Consider the following 17,706-nt stretch of genomic DNA (forward strand, 5'->3'; position numbering starts at 1 on the left):
CAACTAACTTTAAATAAATTAAATACTATGTATATATGTAGATTTATTTCGAATAAAAAGTCGAACGATTATAAAAGTCAAAACTGTTGTTTTGACAAAAATCCCAATGAGCATCTTTTATAATAACAGTAATTAAACTATGCAGGTGGTGTTAAAAATATGCCTAAAGCAGGAAGGAATACTATGAATACAAGTGCATTGGCGATGAATGAAAGTCAGCTTGGAACAATAAAGTGGACGAGTAAGTTGCGAATGAAGTTTGAACAAGTTTTCTTTAGATGGGGATTCATTATTGCTGTTATTGGTTTTCTTTTGGGACGAGCATATATATTAACAAACATTTTACCGTTTGCATTGCCGTTTTTTGCTGCTGTTTATGTTATGAAGCGAGATAAAATGCCACTCGCGTTCTTAGCCCTAATGGGGGGAGCACTTTCAGTTTCAATAGACAATTTATTTTTTACTTTTGCATCTATCTTTACCTTCTTTATTTATAATATCTTCTTTAGTCGGTTTACACGTAAAACTGTTGGACTTGTACCATTCCAAGTATTTATCTCCGCATTAACCGCACATTTAGTTGTTGTATATTTTGCACAGCAAACCGTCACCATGTATGATCTGCTCGTCAGTACGATCGAAGCGGGGCTTAGCTTCGTATTAACGATGATATTTTTACAAAGTGTTCCGCTTTTAGTGGAAAGGAAAGGGAAGCAACAAGCGTTAGAAACAGAAGAAATTGTTTGTTTAATTATATTACTAGCATCTGTTTTAACGGGCACAACGGATTGGTTTGTTTATGATGCTTCTATTCAACATATTTTCACTAGATATTTAGTATTAGTATTTGCCTTTATTGCAGGGGCAGCTACAGGGTCCACAGTAGGGGTTGTCACTGGGTTAATATTAAGTTTAGCGAATGTGGCTAGCTTGTCTCAACTTAGTCTTCTTGCCTTTTCAGGATTGCTTGGGGGATTGTTAAAGGAAGGGAAGCGTATAGGAGTTAGTTTAGGTTTATTAATTGGTACAAGCTTAATTACATTATATGTAGACAAGCAAACAAGTATTGTAACAACTTTAATTGAATCGGGTGTAGCAATTGTTTTCTTCTTATTAACACCGAAGCTTGTTATGGATCGTATTGCTAAATTTATGCCAGGTACACAGGAGCATTCACAAGATCAACAACAATATTTAAGAAGAGTGCGCGATGTTACAGCAAATAAAATCAATCAATTTGCTAATGTATTTGCTGCTTTGTCCAATAGCTTTTCTGTATATGGGTATGTGGAGGAGGAAGATAAAGAAACAGAAGCTGATTTATTTTTAAGTACAATTACTGCAAAAACATGTCAAACATGCTTTAAGAAGGATCAATGTTGGGTAGTTAATTTTGATAAAACATACGATTATATGAAACAAATAATGAGTGAAACAGAAGAAGGAACGCTGCAGCATAATCGGAAGTTAGTTCGTGAATGGGACAAGCATTGTGTGAGAGGGAAGAAAGTAACGGATTTAGTAGCGGGTGAATTAGATCACTTCTATGAGGGGCAGAAATTAAGAAAACAAATGAAGGAAAATCGTAGAATTGTAGCGGAGCAATTACTAGGTGTATCAAAAGTGATGGAGGATTTCGCTAAGGAGATACAACGAGAAAGAGAGAACCATCAAGCACAGGAGGAGCAAATTTTACAAGCGTTTCGTGATTTTGGTGTCGAAGTGGAGCATGTTGATATTTATTGTTTAGATAGAGGAAGTATTGATATTGAAATGTTGATTCCGGCTGCATCTAATGAACATGGGGAATGTGAGAAGTTGGTTGCTCCAATGCTTTCAGATATTTTGAAAGAGAATATCGTCGTTAAGCATGAAGAGAAATCCTCATATCCAAATGGGCACAGTTTAATATCATTTGGTTCAGCGAAGACGTATTCTCTTGATACAGGATTGGCCACAGCTGCAAAAGGTGGTGGGTTTGTTTCAGGTGATTCCTACGCGATGATGGATTTGAGTGTTGGTAAATATGCACTTGCGATTAGTGATGGTATGGGAAATGGACAAAGGGCTCATATGGAGAGTAGGGAAACGGTAAAATTATTACAAAAGATACTTCAATCAGGTATTGATGAAGAAATAGCGATTAAGTCCATCAATTCGATTCTTTCTTTAAGGACGACAGAGGAGATGTATACAACGCTTGACTTGGCTATGGTAGATTTACGGGATGCGAGTGCGAAGTTTTTAAAGATTGGATCGACGCCGAGTTTTGTTAAACGCGGAAATAATATTTTGAAAATTGAGGCAAGTAATTTGCCGATGGGAATCATTGAAGATGTTGAAGTTGATGTGGTTGGTGAGCAATTAAAAACGGGTGATCTTCTTATCATGATGAGTGACGGCATTTTTGAGGGAGCGCAACATGTGGAGAATCACGAATTATGGATAAAACGTAAAATTAAAGAACTACAAACAGAGGATCCACAGGAAATTGCTGATATTATTATGGAGGAAGTAATTCGCTCTGGTGATGGTTATATAAATGATGATATGACTATTGTGGTGGCGAAAGTAAAGAAAAATATGCCGAAGTGGGCTACGATTCCAATAGTAGGAATGCAGGCGCAATAAAATAATCAAAAAAACCTAGGTGGATGCCTAGGTTTTTTTGATTAAAAAGGTAATGCGATTACTTTGTTAAATATAAAGGAGGGATGTAAGATAAAAATGTGGATTTTGTACATCTTTTTTTTGCACAATGTTTGTAAAAGTTGTACCATTATATACAAGGTAACTAATGTTGTTGTTCTTGTTTAATGAAAGGTGATTGCGAAGTTGAAAGATGCATTTGTTGAAAAAGTAGATGACTTTGTAAAGCAGCATGATGTATTAAAGAAACATTCAACAATTGTTGTAGGGGTTTCTGGTGGTCCTGACTCTTTGGCACTTTTATATTATTTGTTAGAAAAAAGGGCAGAAAAACAGCTCGAAATTGTAGTAGCACATGTGGACCATATGTTTAGAGGTAATGAATCTTATGAGGATTTACAGTTTGTACAGGGTCTTTGCAAAGAGCTAGGAGTTATTTGTGAAACGCTAAGGATTAATGTGTCGCAATATCAACAGCAATATGGAATGAATGCACAAGTTGCAGCTAGAGAATGCAGATATGCATTTTTGGAAAGAATAATGAAGAAATATGATGCGAGATATGTCGCTCTTGGTCACCATGGAGATGATCAAGTAGAGACGATTTTAATGCGCCTTGTACGAGGGAGTACTCCGAAAGGATACGCAGGAATTGCAGTGAAGCGATCTTTTCATAATGGATATTTAATTAGGCCGTTACTTGGGGTAACTAAGGAAGAAATTGTTGATTACTGTAATAAATTAAAAGTTATTCCGCGTATAGATCCGAGTAATAAAAAAGAAGTATATACAAGGAATCGATTACGTAAATATGTCCTTCCTTATTTGAAAGAAGAAAATCCACAAATGCATGAGAAATTTCAAAAATTTAGCGTGCAGATGCAAGAGGATGAGGCTTATTTGCAGGAATTAGCTTTTGAGAAAATGAATAAAGTAATTACAAAAAAAAGCGATAAACAAATTAGCTTATCAATTCCTGCCTTTGAATCCATGTCTATGCCTTTACAAAGAAGAGGGATTCAACTAATATTAAACTATCTTTATGAATATAAGATTCCATCTTCGCTTTCTTCTATACATATTGACAAGGTGATTGAATTTTTTAAGCGGGCACAACCTTCAGGTTCACTAGATTTTCCAGGTGGTTTGAAAATTGTTCGCACATACGAAGAATGTGGTTTTGGATTTAAACAAGAAATTGTTTCTCCTTTTTCGCAAGATTTATCAGTACCTGGGACAATTATATTGCCGAATGGGGATAAACTTGTAACAGAGGTGAGCGAAGATATACCGAGTAACATGAATGAAACAGTATTTGTTGCTAAGTATAATGATATATCGTATCCACTTCGTATTCGGTCTAGGGAAAATGGAGATCGCATGTCAATGCAAGGTATGGATGGTACAAAAAAGATAAAAGCTGTTTTTATCGAAGCGAAAGTACCAAAAGAAAAAAGAGAAGAATGGCCGATCGTTTGTGACGCAGGTGGAAATATTATTTGGGTACCCTTGTTGAAACGATCTGCATTTGCTACTTCGAAAGAGCTAGCAAAGAAGGGTAAATACATGATTATTCACTACAAAAGCAAGGAGTCTTCCGGGAGGATAATGAAATGATGAATCAAGATATCGAAAAAGTATTAATTTCTGAAGAACAAATACAAGAAAAGGTGCACGAACTAGGTGCAGTTATTGCAGAGGATTACAAAAATACAATACCTCTTGCGATTGGTGTACTAAAGGGCGCAATGCCATTTATGGCAGATTTATTAAAGAGAACAGATACATATCTTGAAATGGATTTTATGGCTGTATCTAGCTACGGTCACTCTACAGTTTCGACAGGCGAAGTAAAAATCTTAAAAGATCTTGATACTTCGGTAGAAGGTCGCGATATTTTAATCGTTGAAGATATTATTGATAGCGGTCTTACACTAAGCTATTTAGTGGACCTGTTTAAATATCGTAAAGCGAAATCTGTAAAAATTGTTACGTTATTAGATAAGCCAACAGGCCGTAAGGTTGATCTGAAAGCAGATTATGTTGGATTTACTGTTCCTCATGAATTTGTTGTAGGATATGGATTAGATTATAAAGAGCAGTACCGTAATCTTCCTTATGTAGGAGTATTAAAACCAAGTGTTTACTCAAATTAATTAAATATAGGCGTTACAATTGTATAGGAAATTTTTTCTATGTTACGATTTACTATAGTGTTTATGCCGTGAGAGGAGGTTAGGAATGAATCGTATCTTCCGTAATACCATCTTTTATTTACTGATATTCTTAGTAGTAATTGGAATCGTGAGCTATTTTAATGGTTCGACGCAAAAAACGACATCAGTTAGCTACGATAAATTCATTACTCAACTTGAAAAAGGTGAAGTGCGTAATGTGCAGCTTCAACCGAAAAATGGTGTGTTTGAGGTAAAGGGACAATTCAAAACTTCTAGCCAAGGAGAACAATTTGTTACTTATGCACCAAATACTGAGGAATTACAAAAGAAAATTAATGATAAAGCGCAAGGGGCTGAAGTTAAGTATCAACCAGCAGAAGAAACAAGTGCTTGGGTAACGTTCTTCACTTCTATCATTCCGTTTGTCATTATCTTCATTTTATTCTTCTTCTTATTAAATCAAGCTCAGGGCGGCGGTAGCCGTGTTATGAACTTCGGGAAAAGTAAGGCGAAGCTATACAATGATGAAAAGAAAAAAATTCGTTTCAGAGATGTTGCTGGAGCGGATGAAGAGAAACAAGAACTTGTTGAGGTAGTTGAATTCTTGAAAGACCCTCGTAAGTTCGCTGAAGTTGGTGCCCGTATTCCGAAGGGTGTCCTATTAGTGGGACCTCCAGGTACAGGTAAAACTTTACTAGCACGTGCTGTTGCAGGTGAAGCAGGCGTTCCGTTCTTCTCTATTAGTGGTTCTGACTTCGTAGAGATGTTCGTCGGTGTCGGTGCATCCCGTGTACGTGATTTGTTTGAAAATGCGAAGAAAAATGCTCCTTGTATCATTTTCATTGATGAAATTGATGCAGTAGGACGTCAACGTGGCGCGGGTCTTGGCGGTGGTCATGATGAGCGTGAACAAACGTTGAACCAATTGCTTGTTGAAATGGATGGATTCGGTGCAAACGAAGGTATTATTATCATCGCTGCGACAAACCGTCCTGATATTCTTGATCCAGCGTTATTACGTCCAGGTCGTTTTGACCGTCAAATTACAGTAGATCGTCCAGATGTAAATGGTCGTGAAGCTGTACTTAAAGTACACGCTCGTAATAAACCGCTTGATGAGAATGTCAACTTAAGAGCAATTGCAACTCGTACACCAGGATTCTCTGGTGCCGATCTTGAAAACTTATTAAACGAAGCTGCTTTAGTAGCTGCGCGTCAAGATAAGAAGAAAATTGATATGAGTGACATCGATGAAGCGACGGATCGTGTTATTGCAGGTCCAGCTAAGAAAAGTCGCGTTATCTCTGAAAAAGAACGTAATATTGTTGCATTCCATGAGGCTGGTCATACTGTAATTGGTGTTGTCCTTGATGAAGCAGATATCGTTCATAAAGTAACAATTGTCCCTCGTGGTCAAGCTGGTGGATATGCGGTAATGCTTCCGAAGGAAGATCGTTACTTCATGACAAAACCAGAGTTACTTGATAAAATCACTGGTTTACTTGGTGGTCGAGTAGCTGAGGAGATTGTATTTGGTGAAGCAAGTACAGGTGCTCACAACGACTTCCAACGTGCGACTGGTATTGCAAGACGTATGGTTACAGAATTCGGGATGAGTGATAAGCTTGGACCGATGCAATTTGGTAGCTCACAAGGTGGTCAGGTATTCTTAGGAAGAGACTTCCATTCAGAACAAAACTACAGTGATGCAATCGCGCATGAAATTGATGTGGAAATGCAAATAATTATTAAAGACTGTTATGCTCGTGCGAAACAAATTCTTACTGAAAAACGAGATAAGCTTGATATTATCGCGAAAACGTTACTTGAAGTAGAAACATTAGATGCAGAGCAAATTAATCATTTATATGATTATGGCAGATTACCTGAGCGTCCAACATCTTCAGATGATGTGAAAGTAAACATCAATATGAAGAAAGACGATGAAGATACAGAAGATAAGTAAGAAACGAAGGAGTGACAATAGTCACTCCTTTTTTTGTGGAATGAATGTAAGTGGCAAAAAAATTAAATGAAACTATTATTAAAAATTGAAATAGAGAGTAATCTTTTTGTACAATGATGAGTATAGAAAAACTGATTATATAAGTATGTGTGATATGATGTTTTTATAAGTTTTATACATACTGTGCAAATGTAGATTAAATAAGATAAGTGGTGAGAATATGATTTTCGTATTGGATGTAGGGAACACAAATGCGGTACTAGGTGTGTTTGAAGAGGGGAAACTTCGTCAGCATTGGCGCATGGAAACAGATCGTCATAAAACAGAAGATGAGTATGGGATGCTTGTAAAGCAGTTACTTGAGCATGAAGGTCTTTCTTTTGAAGATGTGAAAGGTATTATTGTGTCTTCAGTCGTACCGCCAATTATGTTCGCTTTAGAGCGTATGTGTGAAAAGTATTTTAAAATTAAACCGCTTGTAGTGGGGCCTGGGATAAAAACTGGCTTGAATATTAAATATGAAAATCCACGTGAAGTAGGCGCGGACCGAATTGTAAATGCAGTAGCAGGAATCCACTTATATGGAAGTCCGCTTATTATTGTTGATTTTGGTACGGCTACTACATATTGTTATATTAACGAAGAGAAGCATTATATGGGTGGCGTCATTACGCCAGGAATTATGATTTCGGCAGAGGCTTTATATAGCAGGGCAGCAAAGCTTCCTCGTATTGAAATTACAAAACCAGGTAGTGTTATCGGGAAGAATACAGTAAGTGCAATGCAATCAGGTATTCTTTATGGATACGTTGGACAAGTGGAAGGTATTGTTAAGCGCATGAAGGAAGAAGCTAAGCAAGAACCGAAAGTTATTGCAACAGGTGGATTAGCAAAATTAATTTCAGAAGAATCAAATGTAATTGATATTGTAGATCCGTTTTTAACGTTAAAAGGTTTGTATATGTTATATGAACGTAATGCAAATTTACAACATGAGAAGGGTGAATAAATAAGTATGAAAGATTATTTAGTAAAAGCGTTAGCGTTTAATGGAGAGGTTCGTGCTTATAGTGTACGTACAACAAATACAGTAAGTGAGGCGCAAAAACGTCATGATACATGGAGAACAGCTTCAGCAGCACTTGGTCGTTCTTTAACTGCGGGTACAATGATGGGTGCTATGTTAAAAGGCGAGCAGAAGTTAACGATTAAAGTAGAGGGTAACGGACCGATTGGTCCTATCTTAGTCGATGCTCATGCAAATGGGGATGTACGTGGTTATGTAACGAATCCGCATGTTGATTTTGAAGGAACGGAACAAGGAAAATTACGTGTATATCAAGCGGTAGGTACAGAAGGATTTGTAACGGTAATTAAAGATATCGGTATGCGTGAACCATTTATCGGTCAATCTCCAATTGTTTCAGGAGAACTAGGGGAAGATTTCACATATTATTTCGCGGTTTCTGAGCAGACACCTTCTTCTGTAGGTGTTGGTGTTCTTGTAAATGGAGATGATAGCGTATTAGCGGCGGGTGGATTTATTCTTCAAATTATGCCAGGTGCGCAGGAAGAAACAATTTCATTTATTGAAGAGCGTCTGCAACAAATCCCGCCGGTATCACAATTAATCGAACAAGGTCTTTCTCCAGAAGAATTACTGTATGAAGTGCTTGGAGAAGATAAAGTGAAAGTGCTAGAAACAATGGATGTTCAATTTAATTGTACATGTTCACGTGAGCGTATTGAAAGTGTACTAATTAGTTTAGGTAAAGCGGAGTTAGAACAAATTCGTGCAGAAGAAGAAGAGACGGAAGTTCACTGTCACTTCTGTAATGAACGACATAAATTCGCTAAAGAAGATATTACAAGTCTAATTGAGAGCCTGTAATAAAGAAGTTTAGGTGGAGAATCAGCCGCCCAAATAGATTGACAAACAGGGAATTTTCTGACAAAATCTAAATATAGATAAAACCAATAAAAATACTCGGTGTTAGGAGTGACAGGAATGCGAGTGGCACAATCAGTTTCAGAATTAATCGGGAAAACGCCGATCGTTAAGTTGAACCGCATCGTAGAATCAGACAGCGCAGATGTATACTTAAAATTAGAATTTATGAATCCGGGGAGCAGTGTTAAAGATCGTATCGCGTTAGCTATGATTGAAGATGCTGAAAATAAAGGGTTATTAAAAGAGGGCGATACAATCATTGAGCCGACAAGTGGTAACACAGGTATTGGCTTAGCGATGGTAGCAGCTGCTAAAGGATATAAGGCAATTTTAGTAATGCCAGAAACAATGAGTATTGAGCGTCGTAATTTATTACGCGCTTACGGTGCTGAATTAGTATTGACTCCAGGACCTGAAGGAATGGGCGGAGCAATTCGAAAGGCAACTGAATTAGCAGAAGAACATGGGTACTTTATACCACAACAGTTCCAAAACCAAGCGAATCCAGAAATCCATCGTATAACAACAGGCCCAGAAATTGTTGAACAGATGGGGGATCAATTAGATGCGTTTATCGCAGGTATTGGTACAGGTGGAACAATTACAGGTGCCGGTGAAGTGCTGAAAGAAGCTTATAAAGATATCAAAATTTACGCGGTAGAACCTGCGGATTCACCAGTATTATCTGGTGGAAAGCCAGGACCACATAAGATCCAAGGAATTGGAGCGGGGTTTGTTCCGGAGACATTGGATGTAGAGGTATATGATGAAATTATTCAAGTGAAAACGGAGCAAGCGTTCGAATATGCGAGAAGAGTGGCTAGAGAAGAAGGTATTTTAGTTGGTATCTCTTCGGGAGCAGTCGTTTATGCAGCGACAGAAGTTGCGAAGAAATTAGGTAAAGGGAAAAAGGTACTTGTTATTATCCCAAGTAACGGTGAACGTTATTTAAGTACACCACTTTATCAATTTGAGTCATAATTGAATGTGATTTGAAAAGCATCCTTAAAAAAGGATGCTTTTTCTTTTTTGATTGGAAAAAGGAAAAGAGTGAATGACTAGAAAACTTCATGTAAAATAAGAAGTAGTATAATTAATTTATTTTCACTAGCCCTCAAGTATAATCATTCTCTATATAAATAATTTTATGTAGTTTGAGTTGATTGGCTTAAGAGGGTGGGATAACAGAAGACGGGGTGTTGATATGCAACGAAGAAAATCTTTAGCGCTTTCTATTCCATATCAGTTAGATTTCTTTAAGCAATATAAATTTCTTTCTCAGGATAAGCCGCAACATATTTTGTTAGAAAGTGGACGTGGTGGTCGTTATAACATTGTTGGGCTGGATCCAGTAGCGGTAATTCAGGGTAAGAATGAGACGTTACATATAAGTGAAAGTGGTAAGGAAACAATAAAGCGAGGGAATCCACTAGATTTAATGCAAGCGTATATGGAGAAATGGAAAACGGATTATAATCCGGAGTACCCACCTTTTCAAGGTGGGGCAATTGGATACTTTAGTTATGATTGTATCCGTTATATTGAAAAACTTTCTTCTCTTGCGAAGGATGATATTAATATACCTGACATATTCTTTTTGTTATTTGATGACGTGTTTGTGTATGATCAACAGGAGAGAGTATTATGGATTATTACTCATTATGTAGATGAGTGTGAAGAGGCAGAAGAGCGATTAAATGAATGGAAGGGTCTTTGGATGAAAGAAGCACCCAAAGTGACTATGCCGTTTGAATGTCCTGAAAAGAAAAATGAAGCAGTCGCTTTTACGGAAGAGGGCTTTATGAAGGCCGTTGAACGTATTCAAGAATATATTGGAGCGGGTGATGTGTTTCAAGTAAACTTGTCGACAAGACAAGAAAGAACATTACAAACACATCCACTAGAAATATATACAAGTCTTCGTGAAATTAATCCATCTCCATATATGGGTTACTTGGAGTTTGGAGATTTTCAAATTGTTAGTGCTTCGCCTGAATTACTAATTAAAAAGCAAGGAAAAGAAGTGAGTACAAGACCAATTGCCGGTACGCGCTCTCGAGGAGCAAGTGAGCAAGAGGATGAGGAATTAGCGAAAGAATTAATTGAAAACGAAAAGGAAAGAGCAGAGCATGTAATGCTTGTGGATTTAGAACGAAATGACTTGGGCCGTGTTTGTAAATATGGCACTGTTGAAGTAGATGAATTTATGGTAATTGAAAAATACTCACACGTTATGCATATTGTTTCTAATGTGCGTGGTGAGGTGGAAGCAGATAAAGATGCTTTCGATTTGGTGAAGGCTGTATTTCCTGGTGGGACAATTACCGGTGCCCCGAAAATACGTACGATGGAAATTATTGAAGAATTAGAACCTGTTCGCCGAGGGATTTATACGGGTTCAATTGGTTGGATTGGTTATTCTGGAGATACGGAATTGAATATTGTAATCCGAACACTGCTTGCTAAAGATGGACAAGCGCATGTGCAAGCTGGAGCGGGTATTGTAATTGATTCAAATCCAAAAAATGAATATAAAGAGTCGTTAAAAAAAGCAATCGCTTTATGGCGTGCAAAAGAAAGTAGCGAAGAAACGGTTAGGTGAGAGAAATGATATTAATGATTGATAATTATGATTCTTTTACATTTAATTTAGTGCAGTTTCTTGGGGAACTTGGACAAGAGCTTGTTGTTAAGCGTAATGATGAAGTGACTATTTCGGATATTGAGAATATGAAACCGGATTTTTTAATGATTTCGCCAGGTCCATGTAGCCCTAATGAGGCGGGAATCAGTATGGATGTTATTAAATATTTTGCAGGTAAGCTTCCGATTTTTGGGGTCTGTCTTGGACATCAATCCATTGCACAAGTATTTGGGGGGGATGTTGTCAGGGCAGAGCGTTTGATGCATGGAAAAACATCTTTAATGCATCATGATGGGCAGACGATTTTTTCTGACATTCCAAATCCATTTACTGCGACACGTTATCACTCTCTTATCGTAAAAAAAGAGACGTTACCGAATTGTTTAGAGATAACATCTTGGACTGAAGAAGGTGAAATTATGGCGCTTCGTCATAAAACGTTGCCGATTGAAGGGGTACAATTCCATCCGGAATCTATTATGACTTCTCACGGGAAAGAGTTGCTACAGAATTTCATTCGCAAATATAGCCCAAGTGTGACATCGTGTTAATTTACGTAAATGGCGCGTATGTAGAAGCGAGTGAAGCGAAAATTTCTCCGTATGACCACGGTTACCTATATGGGCTTGGGGTTTTTGAGACGTTTCGTATTTATAATGGTCATCCCTTTTTAATGGATGATCATTATGAACGCTTAATAGGTGCGCTCGATATATTGCAAATCAAATGGACAATGACAAAAGATGAAGTGATGCTTATTTTAAAGAATCTACTCGTTAAGAATGGGTTAAAGCATGCATATGTGCGCTTAAATGTATCGGCGGGTATAGATGAAATAGGATTACAAACGGAAGTATATGAAGAACCGTCTGTTATTGTTTTTATAAAACCTTTAGCAGCTCCAGGGAATGTAGTGGAAAAAGAAGGAGTTATTTTAAAGCAAGTGAGAAATACACCAGAGGGTGCATTTCGCTTGAAGTCCCATCATTATTTAAATAATATTTTAGGGAAACGCGAAATTGGAAATGTTGTGAATAAGGAAGGTATTTTTCTTACCGAAACAGGTTATGTTGCAGAGGGTATTGTTTCGAATCTCTTTTTTGTTAAAGGAGATATTTTATATACTCCTTCATTAGGAACAGGGATTTTAAACGGAATCACTCGTGCGTTTATTATAAAGGCTGCTGAAGAGCTAGATATAGAAGTAAAGGAAGGTTTCTTTACAAAAGATGAATTGCTTTCAGCGGATGAAGTGTTCGTAACGAACTCTATTCAAGAGATTGTCCCCCTTTATCGTATAGAGGAGAAAGATTTCCCGGGTAAAGTGGGAGTGGTTACAAAAAGATTTATGGGTCTTTATGGAGTGCAGAGAGAGAAATTGTGGAGCAGAAATGAATTGCGAAGAGGAGATGTGTAGTTTGAAGTGGGATTATGATTTGCGCTGCGGCGAATATACATTGAACTTAAATGAAAAGACATTAATTATGGGGATTTTAAATGTAACGCCAGATTCATTTTCTGATGGTGGGAGTTACAACGAAGTAGATGCTGCAGTGCGACATGCGAAAGAAATGAAAAATGAAGGTGCTCATATTATTGATATTGGCGGTGAATCTACTCGACCAGGTTTCGCTAAAGTTTCAGTAGAAGAAGAAATAAAGCGAGTTGTTCCAATGATTCAGGCAGTGTCAAAAGAAGCAAAGCTACCTATTTCTATTGATACGTATAAAGCTGAAGTTGCGAAACAAGCGATTGAAGCGGGTGCTCATATTATTAATGATATTTGGGGAGCGAAGGCGGAACCGAAGATTGCTGAAGTTGCAGCTTATTATGATGTGCCTATTATCTTAATGCATAACCGAGATAATATGAACTACCGCAACTTAATGGCTGATATGATTGCTGATTTGTATGAGAGTATTAAAATTGCTAAAGATGCGGGCGTGCGAGATGAGAATATTATTTTAGACCCAGGTATTGGCTTTGCGAAAACACCTGAGCAAAATTTAGAAGCGATGCGTAATTTAGAGCAGTTAAATGTACTGGGTTACCCAGTTCTATTAGGTACTTCAAGAAAGTCCTTTATTGGCCATGTATTAGATTTACCAGTGGAGGAGCGTCTTGAAGGAACGGGCGCTACCGTTTGTCTTGGTATTGAAAAGGGCTGTGAGTTTATCCGTGTTCATGATGTGAAAGAAATGGCGCGTATGGCTAAGATGATGGATGCAATGATTGGTAAGGGGGCAAAGTAATTGGATAAAATTTATATCCATGATATGGAGTTTTACGGTTATCATGGTGTATTCCCGGAAGAAAATAAATTGGGTCAGAGATTTAAAGTGGATTTAACGGTGGAGTTGGATTTAAAACGCGCAGGAGAAAGTGACGACTTAGAGCATTCTGTCAATTACGGGGAGCTTTTCGAACTATGTAGAAAAGTTGTTGAAGATAGAACGTATAAGCTTGTAGAAAGTATCGCTGAAAATATCGCTACAGATATATTGAAACAATATGAGAGTATTTCACAATGTACAATTAAGGTAATTAAACCAGATCCGCCGATACCGGGGCATTATCGTGCTGTAGCGGTAGAAATTATGAGAGAACGTCCATGAATAATATAGCGTACATCGCATTAGGTTCGAATATTGGGGAGCGTTATATTTATTTAACTGAAGCGATTCAGTTTTTAAATAAAAACCAGCATATCCAAGTCGATGATGTTTCGTCTGTATATGAAACTGATCCGGTTGGCTATACTGACCAAAATTGCTTTTTAAACGTAGTTATAAAAATTTCTACCAATTTATCACCGCAAGAATTATTGAAAGTAACACAAAAGGTAGAAAATGACCTAGGAAGAAAAAGGGAAATTAGATGGGGCCCGAGGACCATCGACCTTGACATTTTACTATATAATCAAGAAAATATTGAAGCAGAGAATCTTATTGTTCCGCATCCGCGGATGTTCGAAAGAGCTTTTGTTATCGTTCCGTTGTTAGAGATTAATCAAGATATGAAACAAAACATTTCACGTTCACAAGTAGAAGAAATGAAAAGGCGAGAGGGAGTAACGGTATGGAAGCAGAAAAATGGGGAAGACGCATTCGTGCTTTTCGAAAGCTAAAAGGCTATACGCAAGAAGGTTTTGCGAAAGAATTAGGGGTATCTGTATCGGTTTTAGGTGAAGTTGAGAGGGGCAATAGATCACCTTCCCAAGATTTTGTAGTAGAAGTCGCTAAAACATTAAACGTTTCAATAGACGAATTGATGCCGAAGTGACTGTAAAGGAAGGAGTAAGACGGGTGTTAAAGATTGCAAATATTGAGATGAAAAATCCAGTTGTACTAGCACCGATGGCGGGAGTGTGTAACTCTGCATTCCGTTTGACAGTAAAAGAATTTGGTGCAGGTTTAGTTTGTGCTGAAATGGTAAGTGATAAGGCAATATTACTTAATAACAAAAGAACATTAGATATGTTATATATCGATGAGAGAGAAAAGCCATTAAGTTTACAAATTTTTGGTGGAGAGAAAGAAACTCTTGTAGATGCTGCGAAATACGTAGATAAATATACGACAGCAGACATTATTGATATTAATATGGGTTGCCCAGTACCGAAAATCACTAAGTGTGATGCGGGAGCAAAGTGGCTTTTAGATCCAAATAAAATATATGAGATGGTAGCGGCAGTTGTAGATGCTGTTGAAAAACCAGTTACAGTTAAAATGCGTATTGGTTGGGATGAAGAACATATTTTCGCAGTTGAAAACGCTAGAGCTGTTGAGCGTGCTGGTGGGCAAGCAGTAGCAGTTCATGGACGTACACGAGTGCAAATGTATGAAGGGAAAGCGGATTGGGATATTATTAAACAAGTAAAGCAATCTGTGAATATCCCGGTTATCGGAAATGGTGATGTGGAAACACCGCAAGATGCAAAGCGTATGCTTGATGAAGTTGGTGTAGATGGAGTTATGATTGGCCGTGCTGCTCTTGGAGACCCATGGATGATTTATCGTACGGTAAAGTATTTAGAGACGGGCGAATTAATGCCGGAACCAACAGTGCGTGAGAAAATTGATGTATGTATGCTGCATCTAGATCGTCTTATCGATTTAAAGAACGAAAATGTCGCTGTAAGAGAGATGAGAAAGCATGCAGCTTGGTATTTAAAAGGTGTTCGTGGTAATGCAAGTGTGCGTAACGGTATCAATATTTGTAATACACGTGAAGACCTTGCGAATTTATTAGGTGCATTTGTAGAAGAAGTAGAAGCGAAACAACAAACCATTTACGTTGGTTAATAAGAGGGCATAGGAGATTGACATTCTTCTATACACTTCCTATAATTACGTGAAAGAAAGAAGAACTGCCAGTTAGTTGCTGGCAGTTTTTCTAGTTGAGTAGAAAATGCTATACTGTATATATTGTAAAATTTAATAGAGCTGGAGTGATATCAATATCATGGATAACATGAACCACGAAGAATTAAACGACCAATTGCTTGTTCGTCGTGAAAAGTTACATAACTTACGTGAACAAGGGATCGATCCGTTCGGTAAACGATTTGAACGCACAAATTCAACAACTGACTTAGTAAGTCTATATGGAGAATTCTCTAAAGAAGAATTAGAAGAGAAAGCAATCACTGTTTCTATCGCTGGTCGTATTATGACAAAACGCGGTAAAGGAAAAGCGGGATTTGCGCACATTCAAGATTTACAGGGGCAAGTTCAAATTTATGTTCGTAAAGATACTGTTGGAGATGAAGAGTACGAGTTATTTACGACAGCAGATTTAGGTGACTTAGTAGGTATTGAAGGTAAAGTGTTCAAAACAAACGTTGGAGAACTTTCAGTAAAAGTAACAGGATTTACACTTTTAACGAAATCTCTTCGTCCATTACCGGATAAATACCATGGATTAAAAGATGTTGAACAACGCTATCGTCAACGTTACTTGGACTTAATTACAAGTATGGAAAGCCGTGAAACATTCGTTACTCGTAGTAAAATCATTCGTGAAATGAGAAGATATTTAGATGACAACGGTTATCTTGAAGTAGAAACGCCTATGATGCACGCGATTGCAGGTGGAGCGTCTGCTCGTCCTTTCACTACACACCATAATGCGTTAGATATGGAATTATATATGCGTATCGCAATTGAACTTCATTTAAAACGTCTTATTGTGGGCGGATTAGAAAAGGTTTATGAGATCGGCCGTGTATTCCGTAATGAGGGTGTATCAACTCGTCATAACCCCGAGTTTACGATGATTGAATTATATGAAGCGTACGCTGATTATAATGATATTATGAAACTAACAGAAAATATGGTTGCTCATATCGCGAAAAAAGTATTGGGTACAACAACAATCCAATATGGTGATTATGAAATTAATCTAGAACCAGAATGGACACGTCTTCATATGGTAGATGCAATTAAGCAACACTCTGGAGCAGATTTCTGGAATCCAATGAGTGTAGAAGAAGCGCGTGAACTTGCAAAAGAACATAATGTAGAAATTAAGAATACAATGGAAGTTGGTCATATTATTAATGAGTTCTTCGAACAAAAAGTAGAAGATAAATTAATCCAACCAACATTTATTTACGGTCATCCGGTAGAAATTTCGCCACTTGCGAAAAAGAATGACGAAGATCCAAGATTCACGGATCGTTTCGAGTTATTTATCGTTGCACGTGAACATGCAAATGCGTTCACTGAGTTAAATGATCCAATCGATCAAAAGGAACGTTTTGAAGCTCAACTAAAAGAGCGCGAGCAAGGTAATGATGAAGCTCATATGATGGATGATGACTATATCGAAGCTCTTGAGTACGGTATGCCTCCTACGGGTGGATTAGGAATCGGTATTGATCGTCTTGTTATGTTATTAACAAATGCACCATCTATTCGTGATGTACTATTATTCCCGGCTATGCGCCATAAACAAGACTAAGCTTTGGAGATTTCTCCAAAGCTTTTTTATTTCTTTATTTATTTGAGGGGGGAGAAACCTTCTATTAAAAGGAAAGCGAGATTATTGCTCGTTAAATGGATGCCAGATTAAAAAACTATACTTATATAGAAGAAAGGTGCTGTTTTTATGCTTTTTTACTAAGTTAAAAATTTTATTAGAAAAACTATTGCATTTTAATAATCAAACTGGTATATTTATATTCGTTGTCACGAAAGACAACATAAGAAACAAACGAAAAACAACTTATTGAAAAAAGTTGTTGACGAAAACATAACGAAATGTTATATTAATAAAGTCGCTTCTGAGCGGCAGACGAGTTCTTTGAAAACTGAAC

General features: G+C 37.4%; 16 protein-coding genes. All 16 read left to right on the plus strand.

Annotation, left to right across the window (positions count from 1 at the left end):
* The first annotated feature begins 159 nt into the window (after positions 1–159).
* The 16 genes from spoIIE to lysS all read left to right on the plus strand — a co-directional run bounded on the left by spoIIE (position 160) and on the right by lysS (position 17,351).
* Entirely contained in the window at positions 160–2,631 is a 2,472-nt protein-coding gene (gene spoIIE / locus V7038_RS20920; protein WP_002107303.1) for a stage II sporulation protein E, read from the plus strand.
* A gap of 204 nt (positions 2,632–2,835) precedes the next feature.
* Positions 2,836–4,266, plus strand: a complete 1,431-nt coding sequence (tilS, locus tag V7038_RS20925) for a tRNA lysidine(34) synthetase TilS (protein WP_002113269.1) — start codon at positions 2,836–2,838, stop codon at positions 4,264–4,266.
* On the plus strand, positions 4,263–4,805 hold the full coding sequence (gene hpt / locus V7038_RS20930; protein WP_002107307.1) for a hypoxanthine phosphoribosyltransferase: 543 nt from the start codon (positions 4,263–4,265) through the stop codon (positions 4,803–4,805). The genes tilS and hpt overlap by 4 nt, the downstream gene beginning before the upstream one ends.
* An 85-nt stretch (positions 4,806–4,890) precedes the next feature.
* Positions 4,891–6,792: an ATP-dependent zinc metalloprotease FtsH gene (ftsH, locus tag V7038_RS20935; RefSeq protein WP_002091565.1), complete on the plus strand. Its 1,902-nt coding sequence runs from the start codon at positions 4,891–4,893 to the stop codon at positions 6,790–6,792.
* Positions 6,793–7,012: 220 nt separating this feature from the next.
* Entirely contained in the window at positions 7,013–7,801 is a 789-nt protein-coding gene (locus V7038_RS20940) for a type III pantothenate kinase (RefSeq protein ID WP_002107309.1), read from the plus strand.
* Between the two features lie 6 nt (positions 7,802–7,807).
* The gene (gene hslO / locus V7038_RS20945; RefSeq protein WP_002113270.1) at positions 7,808–8,683 is read left to right on the plus strand and encodes a redox-regulated molecular chaperone HslO; all 876 of its coding nucleotides are present in this window, start codon (positions 7,808–7,810) and stop codon (positions 8,681–8,683) included.
* A 117-nt stretch (positions 8,684–8,800) separates the two neighbouring features.
* A complete protein-coding gene (gene cysK / locus V7038_RS20950) occupies positions 8,801–9,724 on the plus strand; it encodes a cysteine synthase A (protein ID WP_002107314.1) in 924 nt (307 codons plus the stop codon).
* A 223-nt stretch (positions 9,725–9,947) separates the two neighbouring features.
* Positions 9,948–11,345, plus strand: coding sequence for an anthranilate synthase component I (gene trpE, locus V7038_RS20955; protein ID WP_002107316.1), 1,398 nt, complete (start codon positions 9,948–9,950; stop codon positions 11,343–11,345).
* A gap of 5 nt (positions 11,346–11,350) precedes the next feature.
* Positions 11,351–11,938, plus strand: coding sequence for an aminodeoxychorismate/anthranilate synthase component II (gene pabA / locus V7038_RS20960; protein ID WP_002113273.1), 588 nt, complete (start codon positions 11,351–11,353; stop codon positions 11,936–11,938).
* The gene (gene pabC, locus V7038_RS20965) at positions 11,932–12,804 is read left to right on the plus strand and encodes an aminodeoxychorismate lyase (RefSeq protein ID WP_335695605.1); all 873 of its coding nucleotides are present in this window, start codon (positions 11,932–11,934) and stop codon (positions 12,802–12,804) included. Before pabA ends, pabC begins: the two co-directional genes overlap by 7 nt.
* Positions 12,779–13,639 carry a dihydropteroate synthase gene (gene folP, locus V7038_RS20970; protein WP_002107320.1) on the plus strand — a complete coding sequence of 287 codons (861 nt, stop codon included), beginning with the start codon at positions 12,779–12,781 and terminating at the stop codon, positions 13,637–13,639. Before pabC ends, folP begins: the two co-directional genes overlap by 26 nt.
* Positions 13,640–14,002 (plus strand): dihydroneopterin aldolase, encoded by a 363-nt coding sequence (folB, locus tag V7038_RS20975; RefSeq protein ID WP_002107321.1) that lies wholly within the window; start codon positions 13,640–13,642, stop codon positions 14,000–14,002. It begins immediately after the preceding gene.
* The gene (gene folK, locus V7038_RS20980) at positions 13,999–14,514 is read left to right on the plus strand and encodes a 2-amino-4-hydroxy-6-hydroxymethyldihydropteridine diphosphokinase (RefSeq protein ID WP_335695606.1); all 516 of its coding nucleotides are present in this window, start codon (positions 13,999–14,001) and stop codon (positions 14,512–14,514) included. Before folB ends, folK begins: the two co-directional genes overlap by 4 nt.
* Entirely contained in the window at positions 14,466–14,669 is a 204-nt protein-coding gene (locus V7038_RS20985; RefSeq protein ID WP_002009706.1) for a helix-turn-helix domain-containing protein, read from the plus strand. Before folK ends, V7038_RS20985 begins: the two co-directional genes overlap by 49 nt.
* Positions 14,670–14,692: 23 nt before the next feature.
* Complete coding sequence (gene dusB / locus V7038_RS20990) at positions 14,693–15,691, plus strand: tRNA dihydrouridine synthase DusB (RefSeq protein ID WP_002107325.1); 999 nt, start codon at positions 14,693–14,695, stop codon at positions 15,689–15,691.
* Positions 15,692–15,851: 160 nt separating this feature from the next.
* The gene (lysS, locus tag V7038_RS20995) at positions 15,852–17,351 is read left to right on the plus strand and encodes a lysine--tRNA ligase (RefSeq protein WP_002107326.1); all 1,500 of its coding nucleotides are present in this window, start codon (positions 15,852–15,854) and stop codon (positions 17,349–17,351) included.
* The last annotated feature ends 355 nt before the right edge of the window (positions 17,352–17,706 follow it).

The organism is Bacillus sp. JJ783, from assembly GCF_036963225.1.
Classification (GTDB): Bacteria; Bacillota; Bacilli; order Bacillales; family Bacillaceae_G; genus Bacillus_A; species Bacillus_A cereus_U.

Coding starts and splice junctions, on each gene's coding strand:
- spoIIE (WP_002107303.1), top strand. CDS start 160: ATGCCTAAAGCAGGAAGGAATACTATGAATACAAGTGCATTGGCGATG.
- hpt (WP_002107307.1), top strand. CDS start 4,263: ATGATGAATCAAGATATCGAAAAAGTATTAATTTCTGAAGAACAAATA.
- ftsH (WP_002091565.1), top strand. CDS start 4,891: ATGAATCGTATCTTCCGTAATACCATCTTTTATTTACTGATATTCTTA.
- V7038_RS20940 (WP_002107309.1), top strand. CDS start 7,013: ATGATTTTCGTATTGGATGTAGGGAACACAAATGCGGTACTAGGTGTG.
- hslO (WP_002113270.1), top strand. CDS start 7,808: ATGAAAGATTATTTAGTAAAAGCGTTAGCGTTTAATGGAGAGGTTCGT.
- cysK (WP_002107314.1), top strand. CDS start 8,801: ATGCGAGTGGCACAATCAGTTTCAGAATTAATCGGGAAAACGCCGATC.
- trpE (WP_002107316.1), top strand. CDS start 9,948: ATGCAACGAAGAAAATCTTTAGCGCTTTCTATTCCATATCAGTTAGAT.
- pabA (WP_002113273.1), top strand. CDS start 11,351: ATGATATTAATGATTGATAATTATGATTCTTTTACATTTAATTTAGTG.
- folP (WP_002107320.1), top strand. CDS start 12,779: ATGAATTGCGAAGAGGAGATGTGTAGTTTGAAGTGGGATTATGATTTG.
- folK (WP_335695606.1), top strand. CDS start 13,999: ATGAATAATATAGCGTACATCGCATTAGGTTCGAATATTGGGGAGCGT.
- V7038_RS20985 (WP_002009706.1), top strand. CDS start 14,466: ATGGAAGCAGAAAAATGGGGAAGACGCATTCGTGCTTTTCGAAAGCTA.
- lysS (WP_002107326.1), top strand. CDS start 15,852: ATGGATAACATGAACCACGAAGAATTAAACGACCAATTGCTTGTTCGT.